Raw genomic sequence first — 17777 nt, 5'->3', positions numbered from 1 at the left:
GGGCTAAACAATGAGCGACAAACTGCAGAAATATCTCGAAAAAGGTAAAAATGTACACAAAGGTGATTTTATCAATGTTCCAGCCGACGGGGAGGAATGGTCTGTACGACGACTTACCACAATGGATGTTCGTCGGTCATATGAACTGGCTTACGATGACAACGGAAGCCCAAAAGGAACTTACAACGAGATCGATGTCATGATCGTAAAGGCGACGGAACATGATTTCGATTGGAACAACACAGAGCTGCTCAAAGCATTCAATTGTATAGAGAAGTTCGAGTTGCCGCCGCGCTTGCTGGAGAATCCAGATGACTATGCAGCTCTAAGCAAAGCTGTCCGTAACTTTCAGGAGACGAAAGACGCATTGCTGAAAGAAGCAAAAAACTCATCCGGCAAGACGGAGAAGCAAGCTGGGTAGCGTCTTTTTGGATTAATCAGAAGCGGCTGCCGGCGGAAGTCTTGCCTTATGACGTAGACAAGGAACGACAATATTATTTCTGCCTTGCGGCCAGCATGATCGCAGAGCAGGAAAGGGAGAAACAGAGCAAATAGAGCGGGAAGGGGGTGGATTTTATAGCTACAGCACGGGTTACAGTACCGTTCGAGGCACGGGATCTTATTTCTGGCGCTGTGCGGAACATGCGAAGCATGATTCAGGGAGCAACAGATGATCTGTTGGATTTCCGCAGAATATCCGGGAATATGTTCGATGATTTCGTATCGGGTGGTCGTCGTGCGCGGGAGACGGCAGAAGACCTAGGCAGACGGGTAAACGATGTCCGGGACGAAACGCGTCGTCTTGGCAACACGCACGTAGATGATCTGTTCCGCAGAGCTCGGCGCGGTGCCGACGATTTGCGTTCATCTGTAAATCGTGCAGAAGGCGAAATCAGAGGCATGAGTGATGCTCGTGTCCATCTACGCGCACGTGATGATGTCAGTCCAGTACTAGATGGAATCTCGTCGAAAATAGGAGCTATTGCTGCTACTGCTGGCACACTTATCTTAGGCAGCGGGGTAAATGATGCGATGTTCGGTGGTGTGATGGATTATCATGCCGCTGCAGCACGAAGCGCAGCTCTCCTGTCACCAGCAGAACGTGCTCAGGGTTTAGGTACAGTGGATGAACTGTACAAGAAAGGGCTGATTGCGTCTCGTTCCGAAGGAGCCAGCCAGTTGGCCAATGCGGCTCCATTGGTGAAAGACAAGACTCAAGTAAGCGACTTTGTAACTCAATCTGCAAAAATGCAGACAATCACGCCTGACGCCAGCTCAGAAGAAATTCACCGAGCTTTAGCTCAATCAGCGGATACTTTCAAAGAAAGCTATCAGTCAGTTGCCGACAGCATGATGTATGCTTATCAGAAAGTTGGTGACCGTCAGCAGGATCTTTACGATACCTTTTGGGAGTATTCGGGTTATTTCAAAAATACCGGGGCATCATCTGCTCAAATGTCGAATTTCCTCGTCCGCAGTGTTGAAGAAGGCAGCTTCAACTTTGACAAGCCCGCCGACTTCTTCAAGGAAGTTTTCGGGGTTAAAGCCTTGGATAGTGGTGATATGGCAAAGTATTTTGAGCAGCGTGGCTCAGGTAAAGAGGAAGCAGAGCGTCAGGCTGAGGCGTTTACCGGGGATATTAACTCTGGTAATCAGCAGCGGATGAAAGGGGCGCTCATGGCCCTGCTCGGTGACCTCTCCAGTCAGTCGCCGAATGACCTGAAGCAATCCCTCGTCATGCTAGGTTCAGCTACTGCGGAAGATAACGGGATATCCATGATCAAAAACTACGGAACAGCTTTTAAAGAAGCACCTAGCGATATTGCAGGAACCACAGATAGAATGGTTCAGACTCAACTGGCTGCGAACCCGATGCAAGACATGATTGAAACTAGGCGGCAGATGGATCTTCAGATGCAGGAGATTGGTTCGAATATATCAACAGCAGCGATACCGGTTATGAAAGAGTTCAATACGCTGCTGACAGAAAATAAGGACTCCATTCAGAGTCTTGGTTCTGGAATTGCAAGTTTTGTATCAGGAGTAACTAAGTTCTATGGGGAACATTTTGATCTAATTAATGGTGTTTTAATAGCTCTTGGTGGAGTTTTTGCGACGAAAAAAGTCTATGACTTTGCCAAAAAGACTGTAGATAAAGGTAAGGAAGTTAAAGATAAAGTAATTGAAAGACAACAAGCGTACAAAGAACGGAGAGAGCAGAGGAGACGAAGGGGAGAGAATCCCCCCGTTCCGACACCTACAGATCGCATCAGGGGAAGACAACTTACTAGGTTTGAGAATAGACGTGGATCAAGAACGACAACCGATGTCTTTGACTCCGTGCGTTCATACTCTTCCATGACCGTTCAGGCATCCCGTGTGTTCGTGAACGGACCGCTCGGTGGTAACGGCGGCGGTATTGGCGATGTGGATGGCCGAGGTAGTGGGCGCAGAGGCGGCGGGCGGAGAGGTGGGGGAAGAGGCGGCGGCCGCGGATCTAGATTCCCTGGATCGAGGGAAACGTTTGGAGGGGATAATGGTTCTCGCAGTAATGAACCAATCCGCGTGCGGCGTGCGCCACGTCCTGACCCGATTCCAGATCCAACACCACCGAAACGTGGGTTTTTAGGGCGTATGAAAGACTCAGGATTATTTACATCTACCAAAGGACTCGCAAGAGGTGCGGGAATTATTGGTGGCATCACCAGCGCTGGAATCGGCGCCTATAACATGTATCAATCAGCCAAAGATGTTGGATGGCGGGAAGCTGCATCGACGCAAGGTGGAGCAGCCGTGGGTGGAATAGCAGGCGGTGCAATCTTGGGTGCTGTGGGCTCAATTGCTGGCCCTGTTGGATCGATGGTAGGTGCCAGCATCGGTAACTATGTGGGCGAGAAGCTAGGCAGCTGGGCTGATTCTAGTGGGTTCACCCGTAAGGTCGTAGACAGTGCGATCGCCGTGAAAGATACGGTTGTATCCTGGACGAGCAGTGCTGCTGATTCGATCTCGGGTGCTTTTGGAGATTTTACGGACTGGATCGGGATTACGGAATCGAAACCACCGGAACCTCCACCGCCGCCACCGAAAGCAGAAATTACATTCGGTAACATAGCGCCAGAAGCGAAAAAAAGAATTGAGGAAGTAGCTTCTCAATTCACTACAACGCTGAAAGAAAAGGGTTGGAAAGAAGCTTTTAATGGTGTGATGGATCAGCCAGAAGTGAAAAACACGATGCAGGGATTTGAGAGCCTTGGCAATCATCTTTCCACAACCTTCTCAAATATGTGGAAGGGCGGCAAAACGAAGCAAGGCATTGATGAAGTGGGCACGGCATCGCAGCAGACTGCTGCCAAGACCAAGGATCTCGGCAATACAGCCAAGAGTAGCACGGATTTGGTCGTTCAAGGCGCGGCAAACGCGAAGCAAAGCCTAACAGGGGTAGGCGCATCGGCGAAGACGGCAGCTGATGAAACAAAGCAGCATCTGTCTTCAATCCAGTCGATAGTGAGTCAAGGAAGCACCTGGGGAAGTAACTTGATCTCCATGTTGACATCAGGGATTCGGAGCAAGTTCCCTTCTCTTACTTCAGCCGTGAGCGAAGCGGCCGGAGTGATCAAGAACTTCCTTGGATTTCATTCTCCAACGAAGGAAGGGCCAGCAAGCGAATCAGACCAGTGGGCTGGTAACTTCGTTTCAATGTTTGCTGGTGGTTTGGATGTTAGGCCAATTCGTGATCGAGCGACTATGATCGCGGGGGCACTGCGTCCGCCGATGGCACAACCAATGCCGAACAGTATTACGTCCGCTAAGTCCATTGGCCAAGGAACAGGGAAAGTTACTGCAGGACAAGTTACAATCCAAACCGTTAATTTCGATTTTGGTGAGCTGGCTAAAGGAGTTACTAACTTCGCAGAAATTGCAAAGATGCTGACCGGTTCTGAGGGGCGGGCTTTGATTAGAAAGGTGCTGGGAGAGGAACTGCACAAAGCAATTGAGAATGGGGGCTAAGTCACATGCTAGCACTATCGCAGGGGAAAGTCCGTATGACCTTTCCTATCACCCCCGCAGAGATTACAGTCTCGGCGGGGAATACGGTTGATGCATTCAGCGTTATAACCGGAGAAGAACGCACAGGTAGACCCGTTTCCAAGGTGAAGCGGGTCTCTTTTTCTGCCATACTCCCGCGTAAGTGGGAGAACATCTGGGAAAAAGACAAGAAGCAAACAGTCACATATAAAACTCCAGAGATAACGTGGAAGCTGCTAGAACAATGGAAAGGAAAGCCGGTTGTATTTAATTTTGAGAACCTAATTTCTCAGACCATGCTGCTGGAGAGCATGGAAGGCACGTACAAAGACGGCCAAGGGAACCTGCATGTGAGTCTTTCATTTGTTGAGTACCGTCCTGTTAAAATCGTCTCCTATTCCAATTCCAAGCAGCTTCTGAAGCCCGGTACGATCATTACTAAGGCGTCAAAGAGCCGTCCTAATACGACGGGAAAGACGTCTCAGAAAAATAAGAAGGACAGTAAGGGGAAGGGCAAAGCTAAGGGGAAAACGGAGAAGAAAGATGCAAATGCTAAGGGCGATTTTGATTATATCGCACAGAAAGAGCGAATCGACAATAAAAATCAGCAAGTGAAAGGAGGGAAATAGAATGAAGGGCATCGCGGTTTTGTATGGAAAGGAGAAGGCTCGTCAAATCCTTACAGACGCGATAACTGAGCTTTCGTGGAGTTCGTACCGCGATGAAATCTGTCGGAGCATGAATGTTCGACTCCGAGATGCAGCTGGGCTTAAAGTGGCGGGTATGTTGATGTGCTTTGCACAGCAAGGATCGGAGCTGAAATTGAATGCAGCAAACCAGTTTTTCCATGGCCCGATCATTCGGTATGAGGTGGATGAGTTTACGAACGATTGGGAGATTGATGCTCGGGACGTTGGGTGGTACCTGACGAAGAATAAGGGGTCCCGTCCGTATCTGAAAGGGGAGGCGGGTGCCGAGTTACAACGGTATATAAAGACGACTGGGGTCGATTTTCGCTGTCCCAAGCTCGGATTTAACCTTGATGAACGTTATGGCACAATGTCACACTCAGATGTGATATTGGATGTGTTGCAGAAAGCATATGAACGTACCGGCTATCACTATTATGTAGATGTGGTTCGAACTGATCAGAGTTTCTATTTGGAGGTACGCAGGGAGGGAACAAATACCCGCGTACCTATTTTTGTGCCCGAACAAATAGAATCTAGCTCTGCTGGATATACGATCGAGGATACATATACGGTCGTAACGGCTCAGAAGTGGAAGGACGAATTGATAGCATCTGCAACGACAAAGAGTGACGCTGGTGCTATTAAAAGTCTTGGACGCATGGAGGAAATAATAGAGGTAGGCGAAAACGAGAAGCCGGCCACGGTGGCAGAGCAGCGTCTGAAAAGCCTATCGAAGCCAAAGCAACTCAAAAAAATAACCGTAAGGCATGAAGACCATTCGCTTGCGAAGTTGCGGGCTGGATGGCTTGTAATGTTAAAAACGGACCATGTATCTAAATGGATTGTGGAGAGTGCCCAAACAAGCGTGAAAAACGGTATGTATGTGGTCAAGATGGAACTGGAAAGGAGGGAATGATCGTGCTGAGCGAGGCCTTGAAACTGATGCGCCAGAAGACAACGGATCACATCGATGCGCGCGATGTAGAGCGGGGGACTTTGTTGGCATGGCCAGGAAATCCGAAGGTGCAGGTTGACGGCGATGAAGTGCCTTACGAGGCTGGCAAGCTTGTATTTGCGGATTATCTATTAGAACGCCGTATCGAGAAAGTAAAAATCGAGGTTGAAACGGGGCCGAAGGAAGTAGCAGGAACAACCTTGACCGGCAGCATCGTCATTCCTAGTCCTCTGAAGTCAGGCGATCGTGTCATTGTGTCCCGACTAACGGGGCAACGCTATTACGTTCATGGAAAGGATGTGAGCAGCGGTGGATGAAGAAACACTATTTCCTGAGATGGATTTTTCCGACATTTCCGAAGTGGAGCTGACAGAGACGGTATCGTCGGAGACGAAGTGGACATACATGATTGACTACCGCAATCGATGTGCTGTCCTGACCGATGAGGGGCTGCCGCGGAAGACTAGAACCTATGAGGAATACCTGATTCAGACCGCCATGAAAATCCTTAATACAGAGCGGTTCCGATATGTCGTTTATGGTGAGGATATTGGCGTTCAGCGATCCGAATGGCCTGGATGGGAAGATGTAGAGATCCAGCGGGACATTGAAGAGGCACTTACCGCACATGTCGAAATTCAGCAAGCAGAGGTACTGTCTATGACTCGAGAGGGTCAGGATTTGCACCTTCGAGTTAAATTGACCGGATTGGCCGGAACCACGGTATTGGAGGAAATGTTATGAGCATCAAATTGACCGATTTACCGAAGCTTCCGCCAATGCCTATCCTGGAGGAAACCCCGGACGAAATCTATCGTCGGTGGGTGAATCGAGCGATTGACATGGCAAAGGATCGGGGGCTGCCGCCGCCACCGACGGATGAGGGCGAGTACTTCTATGATCTTTGGTACCCGATTGCTCAAGAAATCGCAGAACAGCAGGAACTATGGACATATGGATTCATACAAGCATTCCCGATATGGGCTGATTCAGAATTTCTGGATGCACATGCTTGGGCAAACGGTGTGGCCAGAAAAGCTGGTGAAGATGACGACGCTCTCCGTATACGGATGCTTGAGCAGGCTTTTGCAGAGGAGGGGAGCGGACGACGGAAGGATTACGAAACGTGGGCGAAAGAAACTGAGGGCGTCGGTGGCGCAATTGCGAGGGAGAAGGAGCGCCATGACAACTCCATTGACTTGTATCTGACAGATCTGGTCGGGCAACCAATCACGCCGGACTTTGCGGCCAAGGTAAAAGCCTTGATGTGGGAGGAAAAGCGGATTGCCGGCCATGACCTAGAAGTTCATCCAGCACCAGTATTTACGTTACGGATCGAAGCACGCCTGGCCACGATCGAAGATCTCACGAAGTTAGCAGAGCAGATCCGGAAGCGCGTTATCGATTATGCGGATGGTCGAACATTGTTAGTATACAACTACATTGCAGCGTTGCTCCTTGGACCAGGAGTCGAAAACTATTTCGATTTCAAGCTTAACGGAGATGAGAAGGATGTCGATGTCCCTACGACATCAGTCCTCCAGGTAGAGGTGATTCTATCATGATACCATTGAAATACCGGCAGGTGCTGCCTCCATATTGGTACGAAATTGATATGGCCGACCGTCATTTTTCAGTTATGGAAGAGGAGATGGACGGTCGTGAAGCGACAGTCGAGGATCTAGGCAATCAGTTCATGCTGCAGCGAGCGACATGGGCGTTATCCGTTTGGGAGTGGATCTTCTTCCAAGCCATGCAATCAGGAACCGATGTTCAGCGGAGAGAAGCTATTCTCAAGAAAAAGCTTGCCAATAAGCCGTTCAAACTCCCAGTGTTACGAGCGCTCGGCTCACAGTACGGTAAATTAATTCGAGTCGAAGAGGATTTCTTGGAAAAAGAGATTCGCTTTGATTTTTCAGCGGATAAACCCATCGACTTGAAGAAGTTCTATCAGGATTTTGAATATATCCGTCCTGTGCATGTGCGTAAAGCGACTACGTCCGTTCAAACAGAAATAGAAACGATCGTTGTAAGTGGCCAGGCTAATTATTTTACTTTCGACTTTCCTATATGTGGACTTGAAATTCCTATGGTGTGAGGAGGGATAGAACTTGGGGGTAACCATTAAACCAGCTTTAATAGATCACATCATTAAGGATATGAGTGATAAATTTGACCATGCCATTGTTAATGTTGATGGGAAAATGGAGCGTTATCCCATTCATAACACGAGCATATCCGGTCAAACTGTACGAAAATATGTTTTTGTGCAAGATTCTGATGCTATAGGAAAAACGATTCTTGGAGCTTCCTTAAACGATAAGGACGGAAATGAGTTAGTAAGTCAATCCATGAAAATATCAAAGAGCAACAAAGGCTTCTTGATAAGTTTTGAGTTGGAGGTGAAGGTGAATGTATAAAAAACAGGAGTGGAAAGATGAAATCCCTGACTTATCCAAGCCCATTCTGGATAGCACGGGAAAACAGAAAGTGGATCCTCAAACAGGACGCCCTTTATGGGAACTAGTGCAGGAAGGTACACGTATTACATCTTCTCGGTTAAACCACATGGAAGATGGTATTCAAGCTGCTCATGACTCTATAGAGAACATCTCTCAGTCATTAACGCCAGAATCAATCGGAGCTGCGAAAAAGGCGGACTTGGACACATTCCAAAAAAATAGCGTAAGCATTAAGACAAATACAAGCAAGGATTTTAATACGTACCGAGAACCGGGGCTGTTTTTCGTGGGGAGCCTATCTGAGTACACCAATGCACCTTCGAGTGATGGCGGGTTCAGTTGGGGGATCTTGCGTGTAGAGACGCTAGGGACAACCGCCTATGTGGTTCAGTCGTATACTTGCGTTTTAAATAATGTCACCTTTACACGTTCCAAAGCAGAGGATTCAACGGGGAGAGGATGGGAACCTTGGCGAGCGACCTCCAAGCTTGATTCTGACGGTGTGCTAAGACTCAGTAAATGGCTAGATATTAGATCAGACGGCCCAGCAGCAAATTTGATCGGCAGCACTCATGTATACCAACAATTCTTAGTGGGCGATCAAAGAAAAGGTTATGTTGGAGCGGGTGACCCAAACGCACCTAATAACATAGCGGTTGTGTCAGACCATGGTGACACAGTGGTAAATGCCAAAACTAACATTTGGTTAAACGCTTCTGCTGGAGCTGTACATCTGAATGGTCGTAATGTCCTTTGGGAACTCGATCAGGTAAAGCAATCTGGCGTTAATAACAAGCAAGCGCTTGTCGACGCGCTTAACGCCAAGGGGATAGCCGCGTCGGTTAATGAGGATTGGGGGACGTTGATTGCTAAAGTAAGGCAAGCCGCCGTAATTAAAACGGCCTATATCAACACTGAACGCGAAGTGGCTCCTAACAAATATTCGGATAGACATAATTTCTTCGATATGCCACCCGGTACGACAAAAGTGACCTTCTTCGCAGATTCGGACTATAGCACAGCGATGTACGAGCAGAGCAATTATTATGACGGTACCCAGATGGAATTTGTTGTTCGGGATGGATACGGACATGAATGCGTGGTAGCTGGCAGTTTTAGAGGATCTAGAATGTATCTCTTTAGTTTTTCTATCGATACGGTTGCTAATAACGCGAGATGCTCGTTTTATGATGGTGATGCTAATAAGCTGCATGGGACTTATAACAACAAAGCAGCAGATTTGAATCCAGATAAGGGATTGTCTTTCGGAACATATATTTTTGGAACTGGGCACACTGTTGTAAGCAGAGCAGGAGGACTAATCACCTATTCATAAGGAGTGAATCGAATGTACGCTATTTATAAAGAAGCAAACAATCAAGTTGAGTATCTGTTCTTTAACCCAACACCGGAACAGAAAACAAAACCAGGAATTGAGATCGAAGGCGTATTTCCGACTCCGGATGCCATTCCTGGAATGGTTCCAGTGCTCAAGGTGGACGTCGGAAAAGTTCGGCTCTACTACGATTATGAAAGACCGGATACCATTGAAAGTCGTGTTCATGAGCTGCAAAAGGAGAATACCGAATTGAAACTAGCTTTAGCCGAGCTTGCCGAGTTGGTTGCAGGAGGTGCAAAGGAGAATGGCTAAGATTTATTGTGATCTTATCAGGCTTGGATTACGAAGCATTGAGCAAGTACCGCTCACATGGCGGGATGCTGTACAAAATATGCTTGAAGTTTAAGGCGCTACCGGATAGACGGTCAGCGCTATTTTTATGCCCTCGGCTAATGTCGGGGGTTATTTATATTTCACCTAAAGGGGGATAAGTATGGATCGTTTTAAAGAGTTAGGACTTACAGTATGGACTGCCGCTGCAGGAGCTAATGCAAAAGAGGCTTCCTTGGGGGCAGGCACTGCATTTATCGGAACACTCGGATCTTTGTTAGGTGGTTGGGATAAGCCTCTGATTTTTTTACTTGCACTTATGGCCGCTGATTACGTTACCGGTGTTCTTGGCGCTATTAAAACAAAAACATTGAACAGCGAGGTTATGTTCTGGGGTGGTATTCGAAAAATTACGATTCTGTTCGTGATTGGTCTGGCCGCTCTCATCGATTCTTGGATCCAACCTGGTTCACTCCTATTCCGAACCATCGCGATATTCTTTTATGCCGGGCGTGAGGGGCTATCTGTCGTTGAAAACTTGGGAGTTTACGGCGTGGACTTACCGCCGAAGTTAGTTGCATTTCTTGAGCAATTGAATGAGAAGGGAAAGGAAGTAGATAATCATGACAATCGAAATTAAACAACGGCTTCTTCCGGACGGACGTCCGAACAAGCCAGAAAAACCTATGGAGCATCCGCAGTATATCACGATACACAACACCGATAACACAAAGCCGGATGCGACTGCTGAATCACATTCTCGCTATGTGTTGAACGGCAGCGGTGGCCGCCAAGCTTCATGGCACTACACGGTGGATGATAATGAGGTTTACCAGCATCTGCGCGACAACGAGCAGGGTTGGCATTGCACAGACGGCAATGGTCCTGGTAACTCAACGAGCATCGGTATCGAAGTTTGCATGTACGATGGCATGAACGAAGAGGCTGCATGGAAGAACGCCGCTTGGCTTGTAGCGAAGCTTTTGAAACGGCATGGTCTGACGCTTCAACGGGTAGTGCCTCATGGTCACTGGACGAAAAAGAACTGCCCTAGTCGAATCTTGCCAAAATGGAGTCAATTCTTGAACATGATTGATCGGGAGATGATCAGCCAGGACAAGCCGCAGCAGCCAGCACCGGAGTCGTCAAAAAACGTGGTTACAATCGAGGTGGACGGACGACAGGTGAAAGATGGCATCCTAGTCAACGGCGTCACATATGCCCCTGTTCGCTCCATTGCAGAAGCCTGCGGACTCCAGGTGGGGTGGAACCAGGCGCAGAAGATAGTAACCCTTACTAAGGGGGCGAGGGAGTGAGCAAAGCGGCATATGCAAAATGCACAGCGTCAAGCGGCATTGTGCTTCATACCCTAAAGTGTAGCCCTAATGACGTAGTCCTCCGGACAAGCCGGACAAGTGTATGCAACCAGAAAATGACCGCCGTAAATGGCGGTTTTTTCGATTTTGCAAGTGGAGCGTTATTGTCGATAGCAGTCCAAAACGACGTTCCTGTGAAGGGCAAATGCGGAGATTATGGCAGTGGCTGGCACAATGCTAAATATGCCCGCGGCACTCTTGTATGGGATGCTGCTGCACGCCGATATTCCGTGCAGGTAGTCAAATCGGCCGATGAGTTGAAGGTATCCGACAGGAGCCGGTACTGGGCGCAGGGCGGCATATCTATGTCGTTGCAGAATGAGTCTGGATGGGAACGAATCGCTCGCCTGCAGAACATGCCAAATATGTCAGGGAAGGTGTACCGTACTGGTCTTGTATATGGATCCGGCCTAAGTCTGTGGATGGTAGTCACAAACACGCCATGCACCGCTTCGGAATTCCGGACGGCCATAAAGCAAAAGATCGGCAGCGGCACGCTTACGGATGGTATCTTCCTGGATGGAAGTGGGTCGTCACAACTCCGCTACGACTCAGTTAGTCTTCGAGGTGATGGTCGAACGGTTCATTCCATTATCTCAATTATGTGATAGTGCTTACCACGCGAAAAAGAGTCGTATGGGATTCCTCCCCATACGACTCTTTTTAATATACTTTATTACCTGTATTTTCTCTTAAGCTTGGATACACTATTACATCCTTCGCCCCAAATCGTTTAGTCTACTGGGACATCATCCAAATCAAATTAAACTGGTCTGACTGCAGTAAAAGTATTTTTCGTCATGATGTCACCATACCAAGTCCAATAATCTCCCTTTTTAAAGACTTTTAACATTACCGTAAAGGAACCTTGAGAATGTGATGGAAGGATACTATATAAACTAGATTTATCAATCTTGTGGGTCTTTGAGGAAGATGTCATATCTCCTGTTTTTACAGGACATGTCATTTGCGTTGAATTCATGAAACAAATCTCATAGCTGAATGCAGCAGATGTTGATTTCTCGACTGTAACATTAATCCAGTTATCACTAACTCCATAATAGGTTGAATCGGTATAAACCCTTGCAGTGTGACCGTTATTCACAGATTGAAATCCTGAATCAGCACCAGACGCTGCTGAAACAGCCGTTACAAAAACACTAAAGCAGAGGAGCAGAATCAAAGATGCAAGAGATACTTTTTTCATTTGATTAACCTCCTATTATGTGGATCATTTAGATAAATCTAAATGTTAACCCTATATTAACATATAGGCAATCTTTTGTCTGTTGAATAATGGAAAATAGAGAGAATAATTAGGGGAACTACATGATTAACAGAGTTTTTTGGCAATTAATCGCGAAATAACAATGCCTTGAAACAGAACGAATGATCATATACAGCGGAAATAAACGTTCTTATAAGGAAAAAGAGTAACCACATGAGGTTTACGTTGGAGGCAGTACGGATGCTTAAATGATGGCGGGCGTTGTCAGCTCGTTCTGGTGGAGAAGCCGTTGCGTCAGCACGTGAAGTAGTTGAGGCAGCTGGCGGAAGAGTGATTGGATGGGTGGGGAAAGAAAGGAAGGTTACCATTTCAAAATAAAGTGGAGAACATATAGAGCTCCAACCAAATAAAAGAGCTCTATATGTTTTTTATTGACCATTGGAGCAATAAATCGTTTTATCTTTTGGCGCTATACTTGATTGTGGAATTTCCTGTAAAGAAAAATATGGAATCTACTTCCTTGATTAATAGGGTTAAATTGTATAATATGGTCAATGTAAACTTGGTAATAAAAACGTTTACAAGGAATTTATTGAGTGGGTACTAGAGGGATAATGGGGGAAAACAATGAAAAAGTTTAAAGCACTTATTAGAGCCACTTCTTTTGTACTAGCATTTGTTTTGTTCTTTACCTCGTCAGCAAGTGTGTTTGCAGCTAATGAAGCACATTTGCAAATGAGCCAATCCGCTGAACAATACCAGATAGAAGAACCTGTAGTAGAAGAACCTGTAGTAGAGGAACCTGTAGTAGAGGAACCTGTAGTAGAGGAACCTGTAGTAGAAGAGCCTATAGTAGAAGAACCTGTAGTGAAAGAACCTGTAGTAGAAGAACCTTTTGTGAAAGAGCATTACGAACCTCAGGGCTTTGTTCCTGCACTACCGTGGGTCGGTATGGGAGCGGCTGAATTACTTAAATGGTTAGGAGCTCTTGCTGTTACAGGTATGTTAATCTATGAGGCTAATGAATCATGGGCTTCAGTTAACGATATGTACCGAGAATTAACTAATAGCCGAAATAATGACAAACCAAAATTTTTTGTTGCGCGTCTTCAGAATGGATACAGAGCGCCATTGTTACTTGGAAAGCCGCTAACTGAGGGTGAAGCAGAAGCATATTTATTACAAAGTATACGTAATGATGTATGGGCAGCAACTGAAAAAGATGCAAAGGGACTCGCCTTTAGACTTGGACAAGGGAGGATTTCCCAAAAGGAAAATCACTTTTCACCAAATGGTAGAAGCGATCAGTTGTACTATGATCATTATCATGGCGGAGCTGATTCAAACCGAGTAACAGGTCATATTTTCTTTGGTGCATACGGCCGACCGGGTATTAAACCGTAGTCTGTGATAAGGTATAGCTAATACTAAAAAAACCTCTAGTACCTACTCAAGTAAATTCATTTAAAAAGGGGACAGACAATTGCGGCCAGACATCTTAACTTTATATGAAAAATTCTCGTTATTAAGCATTCCTAACCCATTTACACTGAGTGACATTGATACACGATTGAAGACAAAATATTTTGCTGAAGATGTCGATTTAGATCAGTTTGAAGGATTAAAGAAAGATCCATATGCTCATTATGAGTCTATTGTTAAAGCTTATACATTTCGTGATGAAAGAGGATTTAATCAGCTTGAAAAGCTTAATCCTTCAGAATATTTGAGTTCAGAAGAAATCAACCTGCTTATTAATTCTGACGACAACATTTATATGTCAGGGGGAACTACGCAAGGAACATCGTTTTTGCTGGCTCTTGAAACAAACATATTTGGTGGAATAAAAAAGGAAAGCATGGTCTTGGGGAATGAGGAATTTGAAGACTATTTAAAAGCTCTATATTTAACAGGATATATTGATCTTGAAGATGATTTCTTGTTGGAAAAGGCTCATGAGCGGTACAGAGAGGGGAATGTGTTAAAGTATTTCGGGTACACACAAGGAGAATCAACATTTTAAGATACATAAAAAAGAGCAGTTGAGGAAAAAATCATACTGCTCTTTTTTATGTATCTTGGTATTACGCTGATTGCTTATTAGTTTCACCGAGTGAGGACTTTTCAATTCCTCTTTCCATTATAATTCTATTAACCATATCTTTATGTGATTTGAGAAAACTATTTTGTATATATTGTATTGAGTGCGACATGATTGAACAAAATATTAAGGACGCTATTACAATGAAGATAAATAAGATTGGTGCATTATAAAATTCATTCATACTTTCCTGAAAGTTGTTTACATTCTCTTTGAATGCATCTAACTGCTCCTTGTCAATTTTGGCATTAACTGATTGAAAGACGTTTACCATCCAATTCATTGCAATGAGGAGCATAAATGTCATCAATGGCATCATTAATTTAGCAAAGAGATCTACAATTTTATCCACGAATGTTGGTGCATCAGTATAGCGATCCAATAGGTGATTTTGTATTAATACCTCTCTATCAGAACATTTACTATAAGAACCATGTAAATTAACTATTTGCCCTCTTGCTCCTGTTTTATTGCCTGTGATGTGTTCTTTAATTGGTTCTAATACAGTTTTACGCATTTTACAGTATAGATACCATTCGACTACAACAGGTAGTATGAACGGAAGTGGTATTACATATTTCATCCAATACATCAAGCATCATACCTCCCTATCATATTGATATTATTGATGTTATTTCTTCATAAGGAATCCACTGTACACCTTCTTTATTTCGTATTTTAATTCGATTGTCATCTCCGGAATCTTCAACGTGTCCTTTAATAACTTCTCCGTTAGATAACCTTAGGCATACTAGAGAATTATATTTTAAAGTGACATCATTTTGCTCCTTCATGTGAACCTCCATTTTGGGACAATTTTCTATTTTGATTCCTATGATATAACAAAAGTAGGGGGCTGAAAACTATAGAATTTGGTATATTAGTACCGTGATTAACGTTATATTGGCGATAAAGCATAGTTGAAAGGTCATAGTTGCAGGTTGTTTTTTGTATCAAAATTTATTATCTAGGAATTTAGTAGTAATAAATTGTATGCGGCAAAAGTCTTGAGCTAATTGTGGATACGGTGGTAACATATACCATGGAGGTGGCCAGACATGAAAAAGATAGCTTTATTACTACTTGGTGGAATGTTAATACTTACTGGATGTGGTTCATCCGCAAAATTTTCACTTCAAGACATGTGCATAAAAAAACAGGGCGGAGAAGAAAAAATATGCTATGGGATGTCACGCATTGAGGCTGAAAGGGTAGCAGGTGAAGGGTTCGGTGGACCTAATAGTTTTGAATACGACAATGGCTTAACTATAAAATATCGTGATAATAAGGTCTCTTATGTATACTTGGCAGGAGAAACGCAAAATTACTATGAGCTATATCCAACAGGTATAAAGGTTGGAGATCCTATAGATAAATTCAAGGACTATTATGGAGATAAAGCAACTCATCTTGATAAAACTGAAAAAGATATTATAAAAGAAATAGATTATATTTATGATGTACGTAAGGGAAGTGTATTAGGTAGTAATGATACCCTTGGATTAGATGAAGATGCAAACAAAGCCCATCACGAAGAATATATACGATATCGTGCACTCTCTAATTTACAGGGCAATATAACTCATTTGTGGTTTGGTGATTATATAGCTTTCCGAGCATCATATTAAATGATAGATTCTAAAAAAGAGTAACCTGTCATAGTGGCAGGTTATTTTTGTATAAAAAAAGCCGGGGAATAAATCCCACGGCTTATACAGCGAAGTCCACAAAAACTGGGCTCCGAAGTAACCCAGCTTTAGTCCAGTTTCGTGTCTTTACCTTCGCACGAAGTACTGGCCGGATATATACGTTATTTTTATCTTCATTAGTAACTATTGAATCTTTGACCCCGTAAAAAGCTTTCTTATGAATCGGCTTCACGCTAAGTTCGATAATACCAGCAGGCCGCAATTTGCCGTTTCCACTGTCCACAGCCGCAAGCCATCCAAATTCCTCTTTCCTGTATCCGGTCAACCAAACATCTACGTATGTCCAGTTGATTACTTTTTGCCATGATTCTGAACGCCTACTAACGTATAAGCTGTCTTTTCGCTTACAAACGATGCCCTCCATGTCCTTTGAACATATGCCCTCGAACAATGCCATGCCAGCACCTTCAAATGTAAGGCGTCTTTATGATACGACTATTATTGAAAGATACAGAAGATAATATTTCTTTGCGCTTATATAATGGAAGGCCGCGCAAGTCTTTTCCTCTATATTTAAGGATATCGAACACCACAAACGTAACCGGCAGCTGCTCGGTTAGTCTTTTAATGCTGTCTGCTCGTCCAGCTTGGAATCTGGTCATTACCGCCTCGAAATCAACGGCGCCAGTCGCAGGATCGAACACAACCACTTCACCGTCTAATATGGTTTCATCTTCAATACCCGATGCTAGCAATTCGGGGTACTGCTTAGTGCATTCGTTGTTGTGTCTTGTATATAAACGGGTAACTCCATTCGTAAATGAATAAATGAGACGGTGGCCGTCAAACTTAGGTTCAAAGATAAAACGATCATCATTAAATGCTTTTTCGCTTGTTTCTAGAAGCATTGGAGAAATAAACATTTGATCACCCCGGATCAATTGTAACAATTATGTTCTTTAATTGTTGTAGTAAGTTTTTCTATTGAATAACGAACGCACATTCGCATATAATGAGAACAAACGTTCTTATGAGGTGATGACATTGCATCTGGAACATTACATTGGTCGGGATATCGAAATCATTTATGAAGATAGACGTGGTGAAATTACACAGCGCCATATTGTTGTCCGTAGCATTCGGGACGGAGTTATTCATGCAACCTGCATGAAGGCTAAGGCATGGAGGCCGTTTATAATCGAACGTATCTTATCCTGGCGACCTGTGAAGGGGAGAACAGCATGAAGGATTGGAGAGAGGAATTACGGAGTAAACCGATTCCTGTAAAGAAAGGGAAGTCGCTATATCTTTGTAACTGTATGGCTGCAATGCGCGGTCGTTGGGTGGGAGGGGTGTATACCTGCCTAAAGTGCAATAAACCTGTCTACGATATCATGCGGCCAGAACCAAACAAGTAAAGCCACGAATTAGTTCGGGGCTTTACTTGTTAACATTAATTAGATACAATTTTTGCATATACTTTTTGAACACATTATATAGGAAGAAACACGATTTAGCTAATGTGATGAGTTGCTAACCATGCTAACGGACTTGCTAACGAACAGGTTAAAACAGAGACGAACAAAACCCTGTGGATAACCAATAAATCCTTATATATC

General features: G+C 44.6%; 21 protein-coding genes and 1 pseudogene. 18 read left to right on the top strand and 4 right to left on the bottom strand.

The annotated features are described in order from the left end of the window. The first annotated feature begins 10 nt into the window (after positions 1-10). The 15 genes from RQP50_RS27490 to RQP50_RS27420 all read left to right on the top strand — a co-directional run bounded on the left by RQP50_RS27490 (position 11) and on the right by RQP50_RS27420 (position 11788). Positions 11-421: a hypothetical protein gene (locus RQP50_RS27490; protein ID WP_315747338.1), complete on the top strand. Its 411-nt coding sequence runs from the start codon at positions 11-13 to the stop codon at positions 419-421. 146 nt (positions 422-567) lie between these two features. Next, positions 568-4008: a phage tail tape measure protein gene (locus tag RQP50_RS27485; protein ID WP_315747337.1), complete on the top strand. Its 3441-nt coding sequence runs from the start codon at positions 568-570 to the stop codon at positions 4006-4008. A gap of 5 nt (positions 4009-4013) precedes the next feature. Then, the gene (locus RQP50_RS27480; protein ID WP_315747336.1) at positions 4014-4655 is read left to right on the top strand and encodes a hypothetical protein; all 642 of its coding nucleotides are present in this window, start codon (positions 4014-4016) and stop codon (positions 4653-4655) included. Between the two features lies 1 nt (position 4656). Next, a complete protein-coding gene (locus RQP50_RS27475) occupies positions 4657-5634 on the top strand; it encodes an XkdQ/YqbQ family protein (RefSeq protein WP_315747335.1) in 978 nt (325 codons plus the stop codon). A 2-nt stretch (positions 5635-5636) separates the two neighbouring features. After that, a complete protein-coding gene (locus RQP50_RS27470) occupies positions 5637-5990 on the top strand; it encodes a DUF2577 family protein (protein WP_315747334.1) in 354 nt (117 codons plus the stop codon). Next, positions 5983-6417 carry a DUF2634 domain-containing protein gene (locus RQP50_RS27465; protein WP_315747333.1) on the top strand — a complete coding sequence of 145 codons (435 nt, stop codon included), beginning with the start codon at positions 5983-5985 and terminating at the stop codon, positions 6415-6417. The genes RQP50_RS27470 and RQP50_RS27465 overlap by 8 nt, the downstream gene beginning before the upstream one ends. Beyond that, positions 6414-7238 carry a baseplate J/gp47 family protein gene (locus RQP50_RS27460; RefSeq protein ID WP_315747332.1) on the top strand — a complete coding sequence of 275 codons (825 nt, stop codon included), beginning with the start codon at positions 6414-6416 and terminating at the stop codon, positions 7236-7238. Before RQP50_RS27465 ends, RQP50_RS27460 begins: the two co-directional genes overlap by 4 nt. Further along, the gene (locus RQP50_RS27455; RefSeq protein ID WP_315747331.1) at positions 7235-7771 is read left to right on the top strand and encodes a putative phage tail protein; all 537 of its coding nucleotides are present in this window, start codon (positions 7235-7237) and stop codon (positions 7769-7771) included. The genes RQP50_RS27460 and RQP50_RS27455 overlap by 4 nt, the downstream gene beginning before the upstream one ends. A 13-nt stretch (positions 7772-7784) precedes the next feature. Next, a complete protein-coding gene (locus tag RQP50_RS27450; protein ID WP_315747330.1) occupies positions 7785-8093 on the top strand; it encodes a hypothetical protein in 309 nt (102 codons plus the stop codon). Continuing rightward, positions 8086-9471, top strand: a complete 1386-nt coding sequence (locus RQP50_RS27445; RefSeq protein WP_315747329.1) for a pyocin knob domain-containing protein — start codon at positions 8086-8088, stop codon at positions 9469-9471. The genes RQP50_RS27450 and RQP50_RS27445 overlap by 8 nt, the downstream gene beginning before the upstream one ends. 12 nt (positions 9472-9483) lie before the next feature. After that, complete coding sequence (locus tag RQP50_RS27440) at positions 9484-9786, top strand: hypothetical protein (protein ID WP_315747328.1); 303 nt, start codon at positions 9484-9486, stop codon at positions 9784-9786. Beyond that, a complete protein-coding gene (locus RQP50_RS27435) occupies positions 9779-9880 on the top strand; it encodes a CD1375 family protein (protein ID WP_315747327.1) in 102 nt (33 codons plus the stop codon). The genes RQP50_RS27440 and RQP50_RS27435 overlap by 8 nt, the downstream gene beginning before the upstream one ends. A gap of 87 nt (positions 9881-9967) precedes the next feature. After that, complete coding sequence (locus tag RQP50_RS27430) at positions 9968-10444, top strand: phage holin family protein (protein ID WP_315747326.1); 477 nt, start codon at positions 9968-9970, stop codon at positions 10442-10444. Then, a complete protein-coding gene (locus tag RQP50_RS27425; RefSeq protein ID WP_315747325.1) occupies positions 10428-11120 on the top strand; it encodes an N-acetylmuramoyl-L-alanine amidase in 693 nt (230 codons plus the stop codon). The genes RQP50_RS27430 and RQP50_RS27425 overlap by 17 nt, the downstream gene beginning before the upstream one ends. Next, entirely contained in the window at positions 11117-11788 is a 672-nt protein-coding gene (locus RQP50_RS27420) for a hypothetical protein (RefSeq protein ID WP_315747324.1), read from the top strand. The genes RQP50_RS27425 and RQP50_RS27420 overlap by 4 nt, the downstream gene beginning before the upstream one ends. 155 nt (positions 11789-11943) lie before the next feature. Here RQP50_RS27420 and RQP50_RS27415 read toward each other — a convergent pair whose 3' ends face one another. Next, positions 11944-12387: a hypothetical protein gene (locus RQP50_RS27415; protein ID WP_315747323.1), complete on the bottom strand. Its 444-nt coding sequence runs from the start codon at positions 12385-12387 to the stop codon at positions 11944-11946. 648 nt (positions 12388-13035) lie between these two features. On the opposite strand from RQP50_RS27415, the gene RQP50_RS27410 reads away from it, so the two are divergent. Together RQP50_RS27410 and RQP50_RS27405 are read left to right on the top strand one after the other, a co-directional pair. Further along, a complete protein-coding gene (locus RQP50_RS27410; protein WP_315747322.1) occupies positions 13036-13812 on the top strand; it encodes a hypothetical protein in 777 nt (258 codons plus the stop codon). Between the two features lie 79 nt (positions 13813-13891). Beyond that, positions 13892-14431 (top strand): pyruvate kinase, encoded by a 540-nt coding sequence (locus RQP50_RS27405; protein ID WP_315747321.1) that lies wholly within the window; start codon positions 13892-13894, stop codon positions 14429-14431. A gap of 61 nt (positions 14432-14492) precedes the next feature. Here the strand turns inward: RQP50_RS27405 and RQP50_RS27400 are convergent, their stop codons facing one another. After that, positions 14493-15104, bottom strand: a complete 612-nt coding sequence (locus RQP50_RS27400) for a hypothetical protein (protein WP_315747320.1) — start codon at positions 15102-15104, stop codon at positions 14493-14495. A gap of 16 nt (positions 15105-15120) precedes the next feature. Continuing rightward, positions 15121-15303, bottom strand: a complete 183-nt coding sequence (locus tag RQP50_RS27395) for a hypothetical protein (RefSeq protein WP_315747319.1) — start codon at positions 15301-15303, stop codon at positions 15121-15123. A 264-nt stretch (positions 15304-15567) separates the two neighbouring features. On the opposite strand from RQP50_RS27395, the gene RQP50_RS27390 reads away from it, so the two are divergent. After that, the gene (locus tag RQP50_RS27390; protein WP_315747318.1) at positions 15568-16137 is read left to right on the top strand and encodes a hypothetical protein; all 570 of its coding nucleotides are present in this window, start codon (positions 15568-15570) and stop codon (positions 16135-16137) included. Between the two features lie 82 nt (positions 16138-16219). On the opposite strand, the pseudogene RQP50_RS27385 reads toward RQP50_RS27390, so the two are convergent. Further along, positions 16220-17081, bottom strand: a pseudogene (locus RQP50_RS27385) (ATP-dependent DNA ligase). Positions 17082-17777 lie beyond the last annotated feature (696 nt).

The sequence above is a fragment of the Paenibacillus suaedae genome, from assembly GCF_032337355.1.
GTDB lineage: Bacteria > Bacillota > Bacilli > Paenibacillales > Paenibacillaceae > Paenibacillus_B > Paenibacillus_B suaedae.
This window is presented reverse-complemented; position numbering and strand designations above follow the sequence as displayed.

Bases quoted from the DNA above. Each gene is read 5' to 3' on its own strand.
- RQP50_RS27490 (WP_315747338.1), top strand. From the start codon at position 11: ATGAGCGACAAACTGCAGAAATATCTCGAAAAAGGTAAAAATGTACAC.
- RQP50_RS27480 (WP_315747336.1), top strand. From the start codon at position 4,014: ATGCTAGCACTATCGCAGGGGAAAGTCCGTATGACCTTTCCTATCACC.
- RQP50_RS27475 (WP_315747335.1), top strand. From the start codon at position 4,657: ATGAAGGGCATCGCGGTTTTGTATGGAAAGGAGAAGGCTCGTCAAATC.
- RQP50_RS27460 (WP_315747332.1), top strand. From the start codon at position 6,414: ATGAGCATCAAATTGACCGATTTACCGAAGCTTCCGCCAATGCCTATC.
- RQP50_RS27455 (WP_315747331.1), top strand. From the start codon at position 7,235: ATGATACCATTGAAATACCGGCAGGTGCTGCCTCCATATTGGTACGAA.
- RQP50_RS27445 (WP_315747329.1), top strand. From the start codon at position 8,086: ATGTATAAAAAACAGGAGTGGAAAGATGAAATCCCTGACTTATCCAAG.
- RQP50_RS27440 (WP_315747328.1), top strand. From the start codon at position 9,484: ATGTACGCTATTTATAAAGAAGCAAACAATCAAGTTGAGTATCTGTTC.
- RQP50_RS27435 (WP_315747327.1), top strand. From the start codon at position 9,779: ATGGCTAAGATTTATTGTGATCTTATCAGGCTTGGATTACGAAGCATT.
- RQP50_RS27430 (WP_315747326.1), top strand. From the start codon at position 9,968: ATGGATCGTTTTAAAGAGTTAGGACTTACAGTATGGACTGCCGCTGCA.
- RQP50_RS27425 (WP_315747325.1), top strand. From the start codon at position 10,428: ATGACAATCGAAATTAAACAACGGCTTCTTCCGGACGGACGTCCGAAC.
- RQP50_RS27415 (WP_315747323.1), bottom strand. From the start codon at position 12,387: ATGAAAAAAGTATCTCTTGCATCTTTGATTCTGCTCCTCTGCTTTAGT.
- RQP50_RS27410 (WP_315747322.1), top strand. From the start codon at position 13,036: ATGAAAAAGTTTAAAGCACTTATTAGAGCCACTTCTTTTGTACTAGCA.
- RQP50_RS27395 (WP_315747319.1), bottom strand. From the start codon at position 15,303: ATGAAGGAGCAAAATGATGTCACTTTAAAATATAATTCTCTAGTATGC.
- RQP50_RS27390 (WP_315747318.1), top strand. From the start codon at position 15,568: ATGAAAAAGATAGCTTTATTACTACTTGGTGGAATGTTAATACTTACT.